Below are 17318 nucleotides of genomic sequence, written 5' to 3' on the forward strand. Positions count from 1 at the left end.
GATGGTTGATAAATTTATTATCTTTTTCCTCGAAGTTTGTTTTGGGATAAATTTTAATTTTATTGGAACTATCTCGTTAAGTGAAATTTTTTTAATTTCAACTTTTTTTATTTATTTTAAAAGAAACGATTTCTTACTATATCCTGAATTAAAAATCTTGGCGTGGTTTTACACTGGCCTTTTTTTTTCCCAAATATTGTCAGAATTAGTAGTTGGAAATTCTTTTAGCAATTCTTTAAAAGGACTTGCTGTAACTATAGTTTCCTTTTTTCATTTTTATTTTTTATTTAAATTTTTTATTAAAAATAGATATTTAGTTTTGTTCGCTTTGCTTGGTATGTTATTTAGGAGTTTAATTTTTGGAACCCAGTTTCAAGGTGATCTATCTGATGTTGTATCTGGGGAAGGTGCAACTTACTTAAAATTTTATATTGCGCCTATTGTAGGAAATATTATACTAATGTTGTCATTATTCTTGGGGAAATTGAAAGTTTCAGTTTTAACTATAATAATTGGTTTTATTTTTGTAGTTTTAGGAGCTAGAAGTTATGGATCAATTATAGCCTTAACTGGTTTAATTTCATTTTATTTTATATTTAAACCATTGATTAATAAAAAGATTATATTTTTCACGGCTATATTTTTAATTTTTATATCTTATGGTTTTTATTTTTTATATGTAAGTCAAGTTCTAAATGGAAATATTGAAAGCGGTAATTCTTGGCAAATAAAGAGTTTGGAAAATCCTTATAATCCTTTAAATTTAATATATATGGGTCGTACAGAAACTATTGTTGGTTTTTATGCTTTTTATGATTCATTTTTTTTTGGTCATGGTGCTTGGGCTGAAGATACTTCAGGTAAATATCATTACTTGATGGAATATTTTAAAAATAGTAATAGAGTGCCTACTGAGTTTGATGTAATTCCTTCGCATTCTGTTCTAGTTGGTTCTGGGATGCAAAATGGAATTTTTTCGTTTTTATTTATGTTTTTGATTTTATATTATTTCACAAAAAGAGGAATTCTTTCAATTTCTAAATTTGATAAATTCTACATTATTATTATTTTCTTTATTCTTCAATTAATCTGGAATGGAATTTTTTCTCCAAGTTCTCATTTTAGATATACATTACCTTTATATTTTTCTTTTATTTTATCATCTTATATATTTATGTCTCCAATGAAGTTAATAATTAATTATGAAAATTTGTTTCGTCACAACAGGTGATATTAAAAATATAGCGACTTTAAAAAGAGCACTTGGTATGGCTAATCCACTTTCTAAATTGAATTGGGATGTTCATATTATTCTAGAAAATACGGAAGAAAATGTTTCAAGAGCTGCTGTCGAATGTAATAGTGATGTTAAATTACATTATTTTGATAAGTCAAATTTAATAAATGAATTAAGGTCAAAGAACAGTATTGTACAAAGGATTAAACCTGATTTTATATATGTATGTGCTTTTGTTCCTCGTAATTTTGTTTTAAAAAATTCTGGGGCTAAAATTCTTATAGAACATTCGGAATTACAATCTGGTATTTCTGATATTAAGGGTTTGAAAAAAGTATTTTCTTATTGTTTGGAATTTTATTCTCTTGTTTATTCTGATGCATTGATTTGTGCTAGTAAATTTCTTGTTGATTATTTTAGGAAAATAAGTGTTTTTAAATTAAGGAATATTCCTATATTTTATCATCCTTATGCTTTTTCTTATTTGTTAAGTAAAGATGTTAAATTAAATGATATTAAGACAGATATATTGGCTTTATCAAATAAATTTAATTTTACCTTTCTTGGGACAATTACAAAAAATTATGGTTCGAATTTAATGTTAGAAGCATCTAAATTGTTAGTGGATAGAGGGCTAGAATTCCGTCTATTATTATTAGGTAAAGGTAGGCATTATAACGAGGCTATTGAATTTGTTAAAAATAATAAATTAGAAAATTTTGTATTTCTCCCAGGATTTGTAAAGGAAGAGGATATTTCTCAATATTTTTCTATATCAGATTCTTTCCTTTCTCCTATGAATGATACAATTCAAGATTGGGCTAGATGTCCTAGTAAACTTTATATGTATCTCCCTTATAGGAAATCAATAGTTACATGTAAAATAGGTGAACCCTATATAGTATTAAAGGACAAAGGTGTTTATTATGATGCTGGTTCTTCTGTTTCATTAGCTAATACTATGGAAAATGTATTAACTTCTAAAATTAATAAAACAATTGACCCTGATTTACATAGCTGGGATTATAGAACTAAAGAATTTGATCAATGGATAAAATTAACCTTCAATTAAAAAGTGTATTAGGTAAGGGTCATTATTTTTTCGGATTTCATGACTTAATTGCGTTTAGTCATGATAATGAAAAAATTCTTTGTTTAAATCCTATGGTAATTAATCGTCCGCCCTTGCCTGGAGAAAAAATTGATTTTGGATTTGCAAATACTTTTTCAGGGAATTTTATAAGTATTGGAAAGACTAATGCTTTCAATTTTCCGCAAGGAGCTAGACAGCAATGGTTAGATAATGAACATTTTATTATCAATAATCAAATTGGAGACAAATGGGGAGCTCAAATTTATGATACAATTTCTGGTAATCAAGTAGAGTCTTATCAATCTTCAATTCATTGTCTTTCAAAGAATAAAAAACTTGCTTTTGGCCTAGATTATCAAAGAATTCACAGATTGGGTGGATATGGTTATATTGGGATTAATGATGAATGTTATAATGATCCTAGTCCTTCAACTCAAGGTTTATGGATTTTAGATTTACATTCTAAAGAGAGAAAATTACTTGTTTCTATTAAAGAGGTAGCTGAATGTGATATTTTTTCTAGCTCTAAAGACGTATCTCATCATTTTATTACTCATCCTGTGCTTAACCCTTCAAATAATAGGATTGCTTTCTTACATAGGTTTTTCCTTCCAGATGGTGGTATTAGAACTAGATTAATGTCGATTGGAATTGAGGGAAATAACTTAAGATGTTTAGCTGTTGGTTTTTTAAGTCATTTTGACTGGAAGGATGATCAAACCATTTTTATTTGGGGTCGCACAGGTGGTAATGTAGATAATATACGTTCTAATCCAATTTTCTCAAATCCACTTGTTAAACCTTTATTGGGAGTAGCTAAAAATTTTTTGAAAAATATTCTTTATAAAGTTTCGAATCAATTGTCAATGTCTTTTTTGCTTGTTAGAGATAATGATATTCCTAATATAAAAGAGATTGCTAAAGGTATATTAACTGAGGATGGGCATCCTATGTTTTCTCCTATTAATCGTGATTTAATTATTAATGATACATACCCCAATTCTAATGGCGAAAGAATTTTAATGCTTTTTGACTTTTATTCAAATGTTAGGAGAGATTTGGGTGTTTTTAAAATGATAAATGAAAAACCTTACATTGCCGATTATTATCAAGTTACTAAAGGGGTAGATCAAAATATTCTTAATATGATCTCTTATGAACTCTACTGTTTTACTAGATCAGGTTTACATTGTGACTTACATCCTAGGTGGAATGCTAATGGAACTTCTATAGCATTTGATTCTATTCATGAAGGAAAAAGAAATCTTTATTGGACAAATATAGAAAACCTTATTTCATGATTTCAATACTTCAACCTCATGTTCCACATTATCGTGAAGAATTTTTTGCAGGCATAGGTCGTTTTAATCGGATTAATATTTATTGTTATAATCTTAAAGAAGCTAAGAGCGAAAACTTTTTCCCATCAAATTTGAAAGTAAAAAAAATAAGAAATATTCAATTTGGTCCATTCCTTTTTTATAATCCGTTTAGTTTATTTAGGAATAAGGATGAAACTTTAGTTCTAATGCTTCATTTTGGACATCTATCAACATGGTTTTTATTATTTTCTAAATTTTTTCACAAGAAGAAAATAATTTTGATGGGGCAGGGGATATCTGTTAAAAGGTACCTTCAAGAAACAAATAAGCCTGATTTTAAATTAAAATTAATGATTTCTTTAGCTGACGGAGCATGGATTTATACAAAAAAGGAGGCAAATCAATGGCAAAAAATTTTTCCAAGAAAAAGTATAATTGCGCTGTCAAATACGATATCGGGAGTTGAGAGTATATTAGAATTTACTCATGTTCAAACAAAAGAAAATCTAAAAAAACAATACAGGATAGGTCAATCAACATGCTTTATTTTTTGTGCAAGATTTACAAATAATTATCGTCGTATAGATTTGATGATTGAATTGATCGAAAAATTGGACTCAAAAAAATTTGGATTTATAATTATTGGAGATGGAAAGTTAAAACCGGATTTTAGTTCGTATTCAAATGTATACGATTTTGGTTCAGTATATGATCAGTCCTTAAAAGACGATCTTTTTACTGTTGCTGATTTTTATTTGCAACCTGGTTGGATTGGTCTATCAATTGTTGAAGCTTTAGCATATGGTAAACCCGTTTTGACATTTAAGCGTTCAGAACATACCTTACAATGCGTTGAATATTACTATTTAAAACATAAGATAAATGGATTGATATTTGAAAATATACAAGATGCATTGTGCCAGATTGAAAATTTAGATGATTATTTTCAAAATCAAATGTCCATAAATGCCCGTGAATATGTTCGAAAAAATTTATTAATGAAGAATATGATTGATCAGGCAAACTCTATTATTTAATTTGAAAGTTATTCATTTTATAGCATCTATTGATAAAAATGATGGTGGAACAACTGCCTATATTCAGTTATTGAGTTCTGCTATTAGCTCAAAAATCGAATTAATTATTGCTACAGGTAAAACGGCAAATCCTGTGCAAATTCCTAATGTAAAAGTTGTTTTTTTTGAATTCTCTCTTTGGGTTTTGCCAAGATTGAAAAATAACTTTCTTAAGTTAATTGAATATGAAAAACCGGATATTGTTCATATTAATGGGATTTGGACTCCTCAAAATTGGCTATTTCAGAAAGTTGCTCAAGAACTTGGAATAAAAGTTATTCTTTCTCCACATGGTATGTTAGAGCCCTATATATTAGCTAGAAATCCTTGGAAGAAAAAGCTAGCTTTATTTTTATATCAAGATACAGCAATAAGGTCAGCTGATTACATACATGTAACTGCCAGTTCAGAACTAAACCAAATTAGAAATTTGGGCTATAAGCAAGATAGTTTTGTTATTCCTAATGGTATAAATCTATCAGAAGTTAGAAGAAAAAAGGATTTTCGTTCGATAGGTGAACCACTTAGGATTTTGTTTCTTTCTCGAATTCACCCAAAGAAAGGGATCGAGGTGTTACTAGAAGCATTAGCTCTAAGAAAAATACCAGATTTTAAACTGAAAATTTGTGGGACAGGGGAAGAAAGCTATATTTCTTCATTGAAAAAGAAAACTTCCGATTTAGAATTAAATAAAAAAGTTTTTTATCCAGGTGCGGCTTATGAAGATCTGAAATGGGATTTGTTTTGTTGGGCCGATATATTTGTATTACCAACTTATTCTGAAAATTTTGGTATAGTCGTAGCTGAAGCTTTAGCTGTTGGAATACCTGTAATAACCACAACTGAAACTCCTTGGCAAGAATTAGAATTAAATGGTTGTGGGTGGTGGATTAAGTTATCTAAAGAAAATCTTGCAAAAACGTTAAAGATTGCCAATGAATTATCCCCTGAACAATTGAAAGAAATGGGAAAAAGGGGAGTTGAACTTATTGAAAAAAAATATGAAATCAATTTTGTGGCAGAGGCTTTCCTTGAAGCATATAAGAAAAAGTGCGTAAAAAATAATTAATGCAGACTGACTTAAATTTATTTAAATCAAATACTTTTGATAAGGGAGCTGGTTTATTAAAGAGAACGTTGTGGTTTTTGATACATGCTCTAATTATTGAATCAGCCTGGATGCCAGTAATGGGCTTAAAGATTTATCTACTTCGGATATTTGGTGCAAAATTGGGAAGAGGATTAATTATCAAAACCTCAGTTCGAATAAAGTTTCCTTGGAAGCTAGAATTAGGAGACTATGTTTGGTTAGGAGAAGGTTGTTGGATTGATAATTTGGATAATATTAAGATTGGAAGTCATGTATGTATTTCTCAAGGAGCGCAATTACTAACTGGAAATCATGATTATACAATGTCTTCATTTGATTATCGTAATGCACCTATTGTTTTAGAAGATGGAGTTTGGATTGGAGCTCAAGCAGTTGTCTGCCCGGGTGTCGTTTGTAAGTCACATTCAATATTAACTGTTGGTTCAATTGCGACACGAGACTTAGAACAATTCACCGTGTACCAAGGGAATCCTGCAGTTCCTATTAGAAAAAGAAAAATTAAATAAGTTGCCTAGAATTCTTTTATATATCTTTAACTATAAATTATCAAGTCATCCATAATTTTATTTTCGAAGAAATGATTTTTAAATTCTGTTATTTTAAAAAGGATTTCTTTTTTTTTCTATTTATCTTTTTCTCTTCTGTTCTAAATGCTCAGACTTTGCCTTCCGATTATCCTGTTTTTTCACTAGAGTCAAGGAGAAGTCAATTACTAAAAGAAATTCCAGATTCAATCAAATATTCTTTTTTACAAAGCCCAGAAATGGCTTTTCAAAAGCCTTGGATTAAAGAAATAGGGCATGGTACCAAGTATGGTATTATTCCAACCCGTATTTCGGTTTTTGGAAATACTGTTCGTCCTTATTGGTATAGCCCCAATGGAATGATCCCCGGAAAAGGAATGCAATTTTATATATCTGGAGGAGGATTTATATCAAAAAAATACTTTAGTATTGATTTTCAGCCTGAGATTAATATTGCTCAGAATTTAAGATATCAAGGCAGTACAGTCCTTCTAAATGTTTTTCCGAATGGTGAAAATCCTGAAAGATTTGGTGATGAGTTTTATACTAGAATTGGTTTGGGTCAATCAAAGATTGTAGGGAAATTAGGCGCATTTGAATTAGGCTTATCAAATCGTAATTTATGGTGGGGGCCAGGTCAGTGGAATGCACTAACTTTCTCAAATAATGCGCCTGGATTTTTTCATGGAGTATTAGGTACTCATAGACCTGCAAAGACATTTTTTGGTTCCTTTGAATTTCAAATGATTTCTGGTTTCCCGGAATCAAAAAAATATCATACTTATCAAGATTCTGTTTTAAATTCTCGAAGTAGAATAAAACCTAATAGAAATAGGTATCTAAATGCATTAAATTTTTCCATTTCTCCAAAATGGATATCTGGACTATCAATAGGAGCTGCTCGAACAGTTCAAACATTTACCGATTCTGTTTCTGTTAAAAATTTTATAGATATATTTCCTGTATTCTGGGGAGTGACAAAGCAGTCCGTTGGGTCAGATTTAGTAGGGAAGTCAGATCGAGGGAGAGATCAACAGATTACCGTCTTTTTTAGACAGGTAATTCCTAAGGCAGGTTTAGAATTCTATGGTGAATTTGGAAGAAGAGACCATGCCTTAAATATGAGAGATCTAATTCTTAGTCCAGCTCATTCTAGAGCATATTTATTGGGATTTAATAAGCTTTTTCAGCTTCCGAATTTGAAATTAATACAGATTAGAGGGGAGATGACTCAGCAATCTCAATCTGTTAATTGGATAGTTAGAGCAGCAAGCACCACTCCTTGGCATACCAATGGGACGATCGGCGGATTTACATCTTGGGATCAGGCTATGGGAGTTGGACTTGGGATGGGGTCAAATGCACAAATGCTTGAGATTTCTTTAGTTGAAGACCTTAATAAGCTTGGGCTCTATTTAGAGCGTAAGGCTCCTTTTGCTGATTTTTATGATACCGCGGATCTAGCTAAGAATGGTTACGAACCATGGATTGATTTTACTGCCGGTCCGGTATTCGATCATCAGTGGAAGAATCTGATTTTTTCTGGAAGAATGCTATTTACCTATGCCTCTAACTATTATTGGTCTCAGGAACTAGGAAGCCAGAAAAATGTTGATTTCCCTCAGAAAAATAACCTCTTCTCTACAAGCACTCAGGTGAATTTGATTTATCTATTCAACAAGTAAGGTTAAGCCACAGAGTGGAAAAAAAATAAAATATAAACCCTAGCATGTTAAAAGTTAAGCTGTAAAACGTTAATTCATGCTTTATTTTAACATTTAACCATTAACCTTTTAACATTACTACCCTCAATGAATCTTTGCCCCTCATACTATGTGGACTCAGTGTTCTCTGTGGTTTAGTTTACCATGCGGATTTTAGTTTTTGGAATTAATTATGCCCCAGACCTGACAGGGATAGGGAAATATACAGGGGAGATGTGTTCCTACCTGGCTTCAAAAGGTCATCAGGTTAGCATGATTACTGCTCATCCCTATTACCCTCAATGGAAATTGGCAGATGGCTATCCTAAATACTTTTGGAAGAAAGAAATGATTGATGGGGTAGAAGTAATCCGTTGTCCACTTTATATTCCTGAAGATCCCTCCGCTATAAAGAAAATCATTCATGAGCTGGCCTTTCTAGCCAGCATTTTTCCTATATGGTTTAGGAAGCTTTTCAGTAGAAAATACGATTTTGTTATTTGCCTGAATCCTCCATTTCATCTTACTGCCTATCCATTAATGGTGAAATGGTTTCGAGGTTCCAAATTAATCAGCCATGTTCAGGATTTACAGGTTGATGTAGTTCATGATCTGGAATTGATTAACAATAAGTCGCTAATCAATCTAATGTTTGCCTTCGAACGCTTTTATTTCAAGAAAAGTGATTATGTCAGTACCATCAGTTTGGGTATGGAAAGAAAAATTGCTGCCAAGGGTATTCCTGCTTATAAACAATGGTTATTTCCAAACTGGGTAGATTCTGACTTTATTAAACCCATGACTAAAGAAGAGTCTTTAAGGGAAAGCTTTGGATTAAAGAAATCAGATCAGGTAGTTCTCTATTCTGGCAATATGGGAGAGAAGCAAGGATTGGAGTTTATTTTAGATGCTGCGCTTAGCTTTAAAAATGATACTTCCATTCAATTTGTAATTGTTGGAGATGGGGGAGCTAAAAAGAGATTGGAAGAGCAAGCTCAGGATTTGGGCTTGGATAATGTACGATTCTTTCCTTTGCAGCCTTATGAGGATTTATCAAGGCTGCTTGCTATTGCTGATGTTCATTTGGTACTTCAGAAGAAGGAGGCCTCAGACTTGGTTATGCCATCTAAGTTGACCGGAATTTTGGCAGCAGGTGGATTGGCTTTAATCACAGCAGTGGAAGGAACAAGTTTATATGATGTTGTTGCAGAACATCAAATGGGAGTCTTAATCGAACCAGGTTCCGCTGAAGAATTAGTCAAAGGAATTAAATTCTGCTTGGAAAGTGAGGATGCTGAAAGAATCAAAATAAATGCAAGAAGCTATGCAGAAAAGTCTTTGGCTAAAGAAGCAGTGTTGGGAGCTTTTGAAGATAAACTTATAAAAGCTTTGAATACTTAGAGTTAATAACTTCCAATTTGAAACTAATAAAAGGGAGGCTTATGCCTCCCTTTTTTATTGATTTGTCAGTAACTCGAAGGAATTAAGAATTTCTCTTCGAAGTACTTGAACTAAAGTGTTTTATTTCTGCCAATAGAACAAGCAAAACATGCGCTGCAGCCGCTTTTTTACAGAATAAATTATTCTTTTGGATGAGCTAAATCATTCCCCTTTAGAGTAGAGTATCCCATTGAATTACATGTACTTTGATCAGAATCTAAGAGAAAAAAGATGACTTTAAATCCTTTCTAATGTACTAGCACATAATCTTATGAATCTGAATTTTGATCACAGCGCAGAAGAATTATTCGATTCCTATTTGGAGGAGGATATTTCTTTATTCCTCTGGGAGATGTATCAGTGCTGGTTGCTGGAGCTTTCCCAAATGGATAAAACCCATCAGGAAGTAGAAAACAGGCAATACTTCTTCCAACTCCTGGCAGCCCATGTCAGCAAAAACCTCAAGCAGTTCCAGCAGAAAGCTAGAGCTAAAAAGGAGGATATTCCCTTGCAGTGAATGTATAGAGTCCCTATGTAGATCTTGGGTTTATACAGGGTTCATACAGGGATTATAAAGGATTTATACTACTCAAGCCTATATAAACCCAGTAAAAGAGCTATAAATACCTTGACCTAAAGTAGCTTGAGTATTTGATTATTAAGAACTATTTACTACTTTGTCTATAGTTCAAATAAACTTTTTAAAATATGGCTACTATCTCTGATACCAGCATTATCCAGCCAGAAGGAAAAGTAGGAGGTTTTACTTTCTACAAACTCAATGGAAAAACTATTATGAGGAGCTTACCCAGCGGACCTCATAAAAACAAAACCAACCCATCTCCACTCCAAAAAGTATATCAAACTAGGCTGAAAGAAATCAATGCCTACCTGCGACCCTTGAAACGGGTGCTAGATTTTGGTTATCAGAATTTTCTGGATCAAAAGACCGGGGTGAACTGGGCACATACGGATCTGGCCACCAAGGGCTACAACCATCAGGCAAATCCCAGAATCAATCCGGCTTATTTACAAATCAGCAAAGGAAGTCTGGTAGGGGCTTTCGAAGCCTCAGCGATTAGGGGAGGAGAGGAAATCAAAATCATCTGGGCAAATAATTCTCACGAAGCCAATGCTAATCCAAATGATCAGGTATCAGTCTTACTCAACCAACCTGAAATTCAAAAACATCTCTGGATACAGAATATTGCAAAAAGAAGGGAATTAACTGTTTCCATCCCGTTTAGCCCAGAAAAGCTAAATATGGAGTGGGAGCTTTACCTGTTATTTCATAGACCACTAAACAAGAAGAAATTATTGATTTCTGATTCTCAATATTTGGGTAGAGTTTAAATCCTCTTTTTTTAAATAAAAAAATTCAATAAGGGTAATCATAAAAAAAAGGATGACAATTCTGCCATCCTTGAAATTTAACTTTTTCAGTATTTAATAAGCATTATCATTATCCGTAAAAATATGCTTGATGGTCATTCCCATGATTTTGATATCGAACCAAGGATTCCAGTTTTTAATATAGTACATATCTAGTTTGTAGCGGAAATAAATAGAATTGGACTGCTGTGTTTCCCCTCTATATCCTTTAGCCTGTGCTAAACCAGTAATACCTGGCTTTACAATATGCCTATTTTTATATCCTTCAATTTCTTTTTCATGTGCATTGTTCTGAACAAGGATATGCGGTCTTGGTCCTACCAGTGACATATTACCATAAATCACATTTAAGATTTGTGGTAGTTCATCGATACTTGTTCTTCTTAAAAACTTACCAACTCGGGTGATTCTAGGATCGTTTTTGGTGGCTTGCTTAAGATCCGCTTCCTTATTAACCACCATAGATCTAAACTTATAACAGTTGAAAGTGGAATTATTTTGACCTTCTCTGATTTGCTTAAAGAATACAGGTCCTTTTGAATCTAATTTGATAATTATCGCCACGATTGGAAAAAGCCACCATCCACAAATCAAGAAAAATAGAAAGGCCCCAATTAAATCAATGGCTCTTTTGGCAACAAGATTTTGCCAGTTGTAATATTCTGAAACCAAGGATTCATTGTCATTTTCTAAAGAATCCGAATAGTTAACATAGAGATCTAGGTTCTCAATTTTCTTTCGTAAATACTCAGTCATGTGGCATTGGTGTGTAGTAAAAAATAATTCTAATAGTTAATTTGGGTTAATCAAAGGTCTTGTTTATTCAAATAATTTCAAAAAGAATGCCTTTATTTTTGTAAATACATAAATTTGCATTTTGTAAACAAAAAATTAAGTAATTCTTCGTTGTTCAAAATTATTTGAAAATTTAAGTTCAAATTTGTTGCCATTCGTTATATAAAAGCGTTTAAAGTTTAATTCGTTTATAATTTTGGGAGCAGTTTTTGCTTTTTTTTAATCAAATTTACTTCTATGTACTATTTTCTGGCCTTTTTAACCGCCTTTGCTACTGGTATACTTTTTTTTCCAGTATTGATAAAGATTCTTAACCGCTATGAGCTTTCTGACACCCCAGGTGGTAGAAAAATTCATCAAACTGTGGTACCTTCCATGGGCGGAATCGGATTTTATATTGCAGCATTAGTATCCTTGGGTATCTGGGCCTGGCAATTCCAAATTCCTGATATCCGATATATTTTGGGAGCGATTTGTTTAATGTTTTTTGTTGGGCTTCGTGATGATATGGTGGAGCTCCGTGCTTCCAGAAAATTATTGGGACAATTGGTTTCTGTACTTATTGTAATGTTCGTAGCCGATATAAGAATCAAAACCTTTCATGGCTTTTTAGGGATTGAAGAACTTAACCTAATTGGGAGTTATGGATTTACAGCCTTGGTTTTATTAGCGCTGACAAATGGCTTTAACTTAATAGATGGTTTGGATGGCTTAGCAGGAACTATCGCCATCATTGCCTTAAGTTTATTAGGTATTTGGTTTTACCTTTTGGGTTTTGAAAGTTATGCTTTGATCAGCTTTGTTTTTCTGGGAGGGGTATTATCATTTTTAGTTTTCAACTGGCATCCTGCAAAAATTTTTATGGGAGACACGGGCTCTCTGACTTTGGGTTTTACACTGGCAACTTTGATAGTTGCCTTTATGGAAATAAATGAAGCTTTACCAGCTAGTTCTGCTATGAAATTTGAAGATACCTTTTCAATAGCAGTGGCATTGATGCTTTATCCATTATATGATATGGCAAGGGTCTTTACTCGAAGAATCTCTCAAGGCAAAGGACCAATGGTTCCAGACAAATCCCATGTTCATCACTTCCTGATGAGGATGGGATTAAAACATAATCAAGTCGCTTTGATATTAGGTTTTTTGCAGTTGGTATTGGTTTTTATGGTTTTTGTAATGAAAGATTTTTCCGATCATATAGTACTACCTATTCTATCTTTTATTGCAATTTTCTTAGGCTGGAGATTGGATCAGGTTACAGTAAAATATGTGAAGAAGAAAGTTGATCTGGCACCAAGAATCCTTGAAATCAGAGAGTTAGAAAAAAGAAAAAAGAAAAAAATCAAATTGGACAAGGAGAGTTTCAAGGATAGTCCAATAAATATGAATTAAACATTCTCTTGATTAAATATAACTTTAGGCCCATGTGGGCCTTTTTTAATAATGTACCTAAAACTGTTTTTGGTTGGGTTTTTGTTGGAATAGTGCTATGTTTAGAAGTGAATTTCAATTTCATTTGAATGGCATATAGGATTCCCTTATCATTTCCTGTCTTTAAAGGCAACGAAAAAAGCTATACCGAGCAGGCTATTAGTTCTGGTCATTTGGCGACTTTCGGACCCTTTATAACCAAATTTGAGGGGAAGCTTGCCAAGAAAATTCGCTCCCATCAGGCTGTTGCTTTAAATTCCGGAACTTCTGCCTTGCATTTGGCAATGGTCTTATTAGGAATAGGGCCTGGAGATGAGGTGATATGTCAATCCTTTACTTTTTGTGCTTCTGCCAATCCAATTGTTTACTTAGGTGCCAAACCAATATTTGTAGACAGCGAACTAGATACTTGGAATATTTCTCCGGAAATCTTAGAAGATGCGATATTGAGTAGAATTGCCATGGGTAAAAAACCCAAAGCAATTGTTTTGGTACATCTATTTGGGATGCCAGCTAAAATCAATGAGATTCTTGAAATAGCCAATAAGTATCAGATTCCGGTTTTGGAAGATGCTGCAGAGGCTGTTGGAAGTTTATATGATGGTCAGCATTGCGGGACCTTTGGTAAAATTGGCGTTTTCTCCTTTAATGGAAATAAAATCATTACTTCTGGTGGGGGAGGAGCTTTAATTTCAAATGATACTTCCATCATTCAAAGAGGAATTCATTTGTCCACTCAAGCGAGGGAGGATCTTCCTTATTATCAGCACCTCGAAATCGGCTACAATTATAAAATGAATAATTTGACTGCTGCAGTTGGCTTAGCTCAATTGGAGCAATTGGAGGATTTTGTTAAAAGCAGAAGAAAAATCAATCAAAATTACAGGGAGCTTTTCAGCAATTTTGATGGGATTTCATTTCAAGAGGAAAATGAAGACTCGCATTCTAACTTCTGGCTTTCTACTATTATTATTGATGAAAAGAAAACAGGCTTTTCAAATGATAGATTGAGAATATTGCTATTGAAAAAAGGTATAGAAACCAGATTTCTCTGGAAACCTCTTCACCTGCAACCAGTATTTAAGGAAGTACCTTTTTATGGTGGTAGAATATCAGAGAAACTGTTTTTGTCAGGACTATGCTTACCAAGTTCTTCTAATTTGACTTATTCAGATCAGGAAGAGATCGCAGGCATTATAGATAAGGAGATTCTAAAAAGTTATTTCTAAGTGAAATACCCTAGTTTCTTTAAGAGGATATTGGATATCATCATATCCTTTTTAATGTTTTTGATTCTTTCTCCTATTTTTTTGCTTTTATGTATCTTCTTATGGATACATCATAAATCCAACCCATTCTTCGCTCAAGTTCGTCCCGGAAAAGACGGTAAACCCTTCTTTATTTTGAAATTCAAAACCATGCGGGATTTATACGATTCCAATGGTAATATCTTAGCAGATGAATTTAGGATTACATCTTTGGGAAAAGCCATTCGAAGTAGTTCTTTGGATGAAATTCCCCAATTAATAAATGTTCTTAAAGGTGATATGAGTATGGTGGGGCCTAGGCCTTTACTAAGGGAATATTTGGTCTTGTATTCGGATGAGCAACAAAAAAGGCATCTTGTCAAACCAGGAGTGACCGGTTGGGCTCAAATAAATGGTAGGAACGCCATTTCCTGGGAAAAGAAATTTGAATATGATATCTGGTATGTGGAAAACTGCAGTTTTTTACTAGATATCAAGATCTTATTTATTACACTTTTTAATGTGTTGGCAGGAAAAGGAATTACACAAAAAGGCCATGTCAGTGCAGGTAAATTTACTGGCTCAAAGAGTCAATAATTAATTGCTTCTGGATTTAATTCCTAAAAAAGTAATTGTATTTTTGATTTTAGAAATCCACGAATCCTTTTAATTCGTATGTTTTAAAAAGCTTTTTTAATTATACCAATAATGCAAAATAATATTGGAATATTTTGAAAATCACCTTAGGTTCTTTGGGACTATGATAATATTCTGCTTTATTTGTGATATATTTGGTGTCTAGTTAAAGTAAGTTTGAAATCAAATATTAGCAATTTGAACCAACCTCTACTATGAATTTTTTGACAAGGTTAAAAATCCTTCCCAGATGGATTATAGCCACTTTGGATTCTTTCATCTTACTACAGTGTGCTCTTTTTGGATATTTGGTCCGATTTAATTTTGAGCTTTCACTCATCGAGCAAAATGATGCTTTTGCCGGTTCCTTTACTTTTATGGTAGGTGGTCTGCTCGTTATGCAGAACACAAGAAGTTATGAAGGTATTGTTCGCCATACTGGTTTCAGAGACGGTTCCAATATTTTTAAAACGGTTATTATCAATTTCGTATTATTCCTATTCCTTAATTTTTTCCATGGGAATTTTCTGAATGATAGATTTCTGCTTCCAACTTCAGTCTTGATCATTGCCAGTTTATCAGCCATGTTTATGCTGATTTTCTATAGGCTTTTGGTTAAGGAGCTTTTTGTCTATTTGAAAAATGGAATTACTGAAAGGGAATTGAAAAACGGAGTCATCTTCGGAGCAGGCGAAGCTGGAATCATTGCGCAGGAAGCTATTAAAAGAGATAGTAAAAGCTTATTCAATACTGTTGCTTTTTTGGATGATGATCCGAAAAAGGAGGGAAAAAACATTGATGGCAAAAGAATTTTCCAAGGTCTGAGTGATTTGGAAAGATTGGCTTCACAATTCAATGTAACCGAATTAATCATTGCTGTAAGGGACTTGTCTGTTCAAAGAAAGAATGAGATCATTGACGAGTGCCTACGCTTAAAAATTTCAGTTTCCATTGTACCACCAGTAGATCAATGGATTAATGGTGGCCTTACTGCTGGAGCAATTAGAGAAATCAAAATCGAGGATCTATTAAGTAGAGAACAGATTCGATTGGACAATCCAAGAATCCATGAGGATTTGATGGGTAAAGTTGTTTTGGTTACAGGAGCTGCAGGATCAATCGGTTCTGAGCTATGCAGACAGATTTGTCATTACGAACCAAAACTCTTGATTCTTTTAGATATAGCTGAGTCCGCTTTGTATGATGTGGAGCAGGAGTTTAAAGAAAACTGGCCTCATTGTCCTATCAAGATTATCCTTGGGGATGTAAGGAATAAAAAGAAAATGAAAGAGGTTTTCAGGAATCTGAAACCTCAAGTTGTATTCCATGCTGCAGCATATAAGCATGTACCTATGATGGAAAACTATCCGGAAGAAGCAGTACATGCGAATGTAATAGGTACGAAAATCTTAGCTGATCTATCTGTGCTATCACAGGTTGATAAGTTTGTATTTGTTTCTACTGATAAAGCCGTGAATCCTACCAATGTAATGGGAGCAAGCAAAAGAACTGCAGAAATGTATGTTCAGGCTTTAAATGAATACTTAGATACAAATCATAAAAAATACCATACCAAATTCATTACTACAAGATTTGGAAATGTTTTGGGTTCTAATGGATCAGTAATTCCATTGTTCAAAAAGCAGATCATTCACGGTGGACCTATCACTGTGACTCATCCGGATATCACACGTTATTTCATGACTATCCCTGAAGCATGCCAGTTAGTATTGGAAGCTGGTGTAATGGGTGAAGGTGGAGAGATCTATGTGTTCGATATGGGTGAACCTGTGAAGATCTTGGATCTAGCAAAAAAAATGATCCAGTTATCCGGAAAGAAAGTAGATCAGGATATCAAAATTGTTTTCTCTGGATTGAGAGAAGGAGAGAAGCTGTACGAGGAATTATTAAATGATTTTGAAACTGTAAAGATCACGCATCATCCTAAAATCAAAATTGCTCAGGTTGCTCCTGCATCCTATCATAAAATTGACGGTCAAATCGAATTGTTTATGGATTTGATAGGTAAGAATTCAGAGAATGATCTGGTAAGCCATTTGAAGGTTATTGTACCTGAGTTTATTTCAAACTCCTCCAGATTTGAGGTGCTGGATCGGCTAAATTGATTTTTTGAAAATAGAGTGCATGGTCGACTGACGACTGACGACTGTCCACTGCCAACTGTCCACTGATTACTGACCACTGCCAACTGATATTATTGAATAGCCTTCGACTTCGCTCAGGCTGAAAAAATGAGAGCTTCCTGTACCGGAACTGAGACTGCCAACTGACCACTGATTACTAGCAA

Annotated in this window: 15 protein-coding genes; 14 read left to right on the forward strand and 1 reads right to left on the reverse strand. The window is 33.4% G+C overall.

What is annotated here, in order from left to right; all coding sequences use genetic code 11:
• The first annotated feature begins 1 nt into the window (after position 1).
• The 10 genes from J0A69_RS12965 to J0A69_RS13010 all read left to right on the forward strand — a co-directional run bounded on the left by J0A69_RS12965 (position 2) and on the right by J0A69_RS13010 (position 10859).
• Positions 2–1231 (forward strand): hypothetical protein, encoded by a 1230-nt coding sequence (locus J0A69_RS12965; RefSeq protein ID WP_206587032.1) that lies wholly within the window; start codon positions 2–4, stop codon positions 1229–1231.
• Positions 1203–2309 carry a glycosyltransferase gene (locus tag J0A69_RS12970; RefSeq protein ID WP_206587033.1) on the forward strand — a complete coding sequence of 369 codons (1107 nt, stop codon included), beginning with the start codon at positions 1203–1205 and terminating at the stop codon, positions 2307–2309. The genes J0A69_RS12965 and J0A69_RS12970 overlap by 29 nt, the downstream gene beginning before the upstream one ends.
• A complete protein-coding gene (locus J0A69_RS12975; protein WP_206587034.1) occupies positions 2285–3631 on the forward strand; it encodes a hypothetical protein in 1347 nt (448 codons plus the stop codon). Before J0A69_RS12970 ends, J0A69_RS12975 begins: the two co-directional genes overlap by 25 nt.
• A complete protein-coding gene (locus tag J0A69_RS12980; RefSeq protein WP_206587035.1) occupies positions 3628–4689 on the forward strand; it encodes a glycosyltransferase in 1062 nt (353 codons plus the stop codon). Before J0A69_RS12975 ends, J0A69_RS12980 begins: the two co-directional genes overlap by 4 nt.
• Position 4690: 1 nt before the next feature.
• Positions 4691–5797 (forward strand): glycosyltransferase, encoded by a 1107-nt coding sequence (locus J0A69_RS12985; RefSeq protein WP_206587036.1) that lies wholly within the window; start codon positions 4691–4693, stop codon positions 5795–5797.
• On the forward strand, positions 5797–6345 hold the full coding sequence (locus tag J0A69_RS12990; protein ID WP_206587037.1) for a WcaF family extracellular polysaccharide biosynthesis acetyltransferase: 549 nt from the start codon (positions 5797–5799) through the stop codon (positions 6343–6345). The genes J0A69_RS12985 and J0A69_RS12990 overlap by 1 nt, the downstream gene beginning before the upstream one ends.
• Positions 6346–6602: 257 nt before the next feature.
• Positions 6603–8048: a capsule assembly Wzi family protein gene (locus J0A69_RS12995; RefSeq protein WP_206587038.1), complete on the forward strand. Its 1446-nt coding sequence runs from the start codon at positions 6603–6605 to the stop codon at positions 8046–8048.
• A 183-nt stretch (positions 8049–8231) separates the two neighbouring features.
• Entirely contained in the window at positions 8232–9467 is a 1236-nt protein-coding gene (locus tag J0A69_RS13000; protein ID WP_206587039.1) for a WcaI family glycosyltransferase, read from the forward strand.
• Between the two features lie 310 nt (positions 9468–9777).
• A complete protein-coding gene (locus J0A69_RS13005; protein WP_206587040.1) occupies positions 9778–10023 on the forward strand; it encodes a hypothetical protein in 246 nt (81 codons plus the stop codon).
• A 191-nt stretch (positions 10024–10214) separates the two neighbouring features.
• Entirely contained in the window at positions 10215–10859 is a 645-nt protein-coding gene (locus tag J0A69_RS13010; RefSeq protein WP_206587041.1) for a DUF6266 family protein, read from the forward strand.
• Positions 10860–10952: 93 nt separating this feature from the next.
• Here the strand turns inward: J0A69_RS13010 and J0A69_RS13015 are convergent, their stop codons facing one another.
• A complete protein-coding gene (locus tag J0A69_RS13015; RefSeq protein ID WP_206587042.1) occupies positions 10953–11654 on the reverse strand; it encodes a sugar transferase in 702 nt (233 codons plus the stop codon).
• A 276-nt stretch (positions 11655–11930) separates the two neighbouring features.
• Here J0A69_RS13015 and J0A69_RS13020 point away from each other — a divergent pair, with 276 nt between their 5' ends.
• From J0A69_RS13020 to J0A69_RS13035, 4 genes are all read left to right on the forward strand, one after another.
• A complete protein-coding gene (locus tag J0A69_RS13020; RefSeq protein WP_206587043.1) occupies positions 11931–13088 on the forward strand; it encodes a glycosyltransferase family 4 protein in 1158 nt (385 codons plus the stop codon).
• Positions 13089–13216: 128 nt separating this feature from the next.
• Complete coding sequence (locus tag J0A69_RS13025) at positions 13217–14356, forward strand: aminotransferase class I/II-fold pyridoxal phosphate-dependent enzyme (RefSeq protein ID WP_206587044.1); 1140 nt, start codon at positions 13217–13219, stop codon at positions 14354–14356.
• Positions 14357–14971, forward strand: coding sequence for a sugar transferase (locus J0A69_RS13030; protein WP_206587045.1), 615 nt, complete (start codon positions 14357–14359; stop codon positions 14969–14971).
• A gap of 254 nt (positions 14972–15225) precedes the next feature.
• Positions 15226–17136: a polysaccharide biosynthesis protein gene (locus J0A69_RS13035; protein ID WP_206587046.1), complete on the forward strand. Its 1911-nt coding sequence runs from the start codon at positions 15226–15228 to the stop codon at positions 17134–17136.
• Positions 17137–17318: the final 182 nt, after the last annotated feature.

It is taken from the genome of Algoriphagus pacificus (assembly GCF_017254845.1).
GTDB classification, from domain to species: Bacteria; Bacteroidota; Bacteroidia; order Cytophagales; family Cyclobacteriaceae; genus Algoriphagus; species Algoriphagus pacificus.

Excerpts from the sequence above, each read along its gene's own strand:
- J0A69_RS12995 (WP_206587038.1), top strand. The coding sequence starts at position 6,603 with ATGGCTTTTCAAAAGCCTTGGATTAAAGAAATAGGGCATGGTACCAAG.
- J0A69_RS12975 (WP_206587034.1), top strand. The coding sequence starts at position 2,285 with ATGGATAAAATTAACCTTCAATTAAAAAGTGTATTAGGTAAGGGTCAT.
- J0A69_RS13015 (WP_206587042.1), bottom strand. The coding sequence starts at position 11,654 with ATGACTGAGTATTTACGAAAGAAAATTGAGAACCTAGATCTCTATGTT.
- J0A69_RS13005 (WP_206587040.1), top strand. The coding sequence starts at position 9,778 with ATGAATCTGAATTTTGATCACAGCGCAGAAGAATTATTCGATTCCTAT.
- J0A69_RS13035 (WP_206587046.1), top strand. The coding sequence starts at position 15,226 with ATGAATTTTTTGACAAGGTTAAAAATCCTTCCCAGATGGATTATAGCC.
- J0A69_RS13000 (WP_206587039.1), top strand. The coding sequence starts at position 8,232 with ATGCGGATTTTAGTTTTTGGAATTAATTATGCCCCAGACCTGACAGGG.
- J0A69_RS13025 (WP_206587044.1), top strand. The coding sequence starts at position 13,217 with ATGGCATATAGGATTCCCTTATCATTTCCTGTCTTTAAAGGCAACGAA.
- J0A69_RS12970 (WP_206587033.1), top strand. The coding sequence starts at position 1,203 with ATGAAAATTTGTTTCGTCACAACAGGTGATATTAAAAATATAGCGACT.
- J0A69_RS12990 (WP_206587037.1), top strand. The coding sequence starts at position 5,797 with ATGCAGACTGACTTAAATTTATTTAAATCAAATACTTTTGATAAGGGA.
- J0A69_RS12980 (WP_206587035.1), top strand. The coding sequence starts at position 3,628 with ATGATTTCAATACTTCAACCTCATGTTCCACATTATCGTGAAGAATTT.
- J0A69_RS12965 (WP_206587032.1), top strand. The coding sequence starts at position 2 with ATGGTTGATAAATTTATTATCTTTTTCCTCGAAGTTTGTTTTGGGATA.
- J0A69_RS13010 (WP_206587041.1), top strand. The coding sequence starts at position 10,215 with ATGGCTACTATCTCTGATACCAGCATTATCCAGCCAGAAGGAAAAGTA.
- J0A69_RS13020 (WP_206587043.1), top strand. The coding sequence starts at position 11,931 with ATGTACTATTTTCTGGCCTTTTTAACCGCCTTTGCTACTGGTATACTT.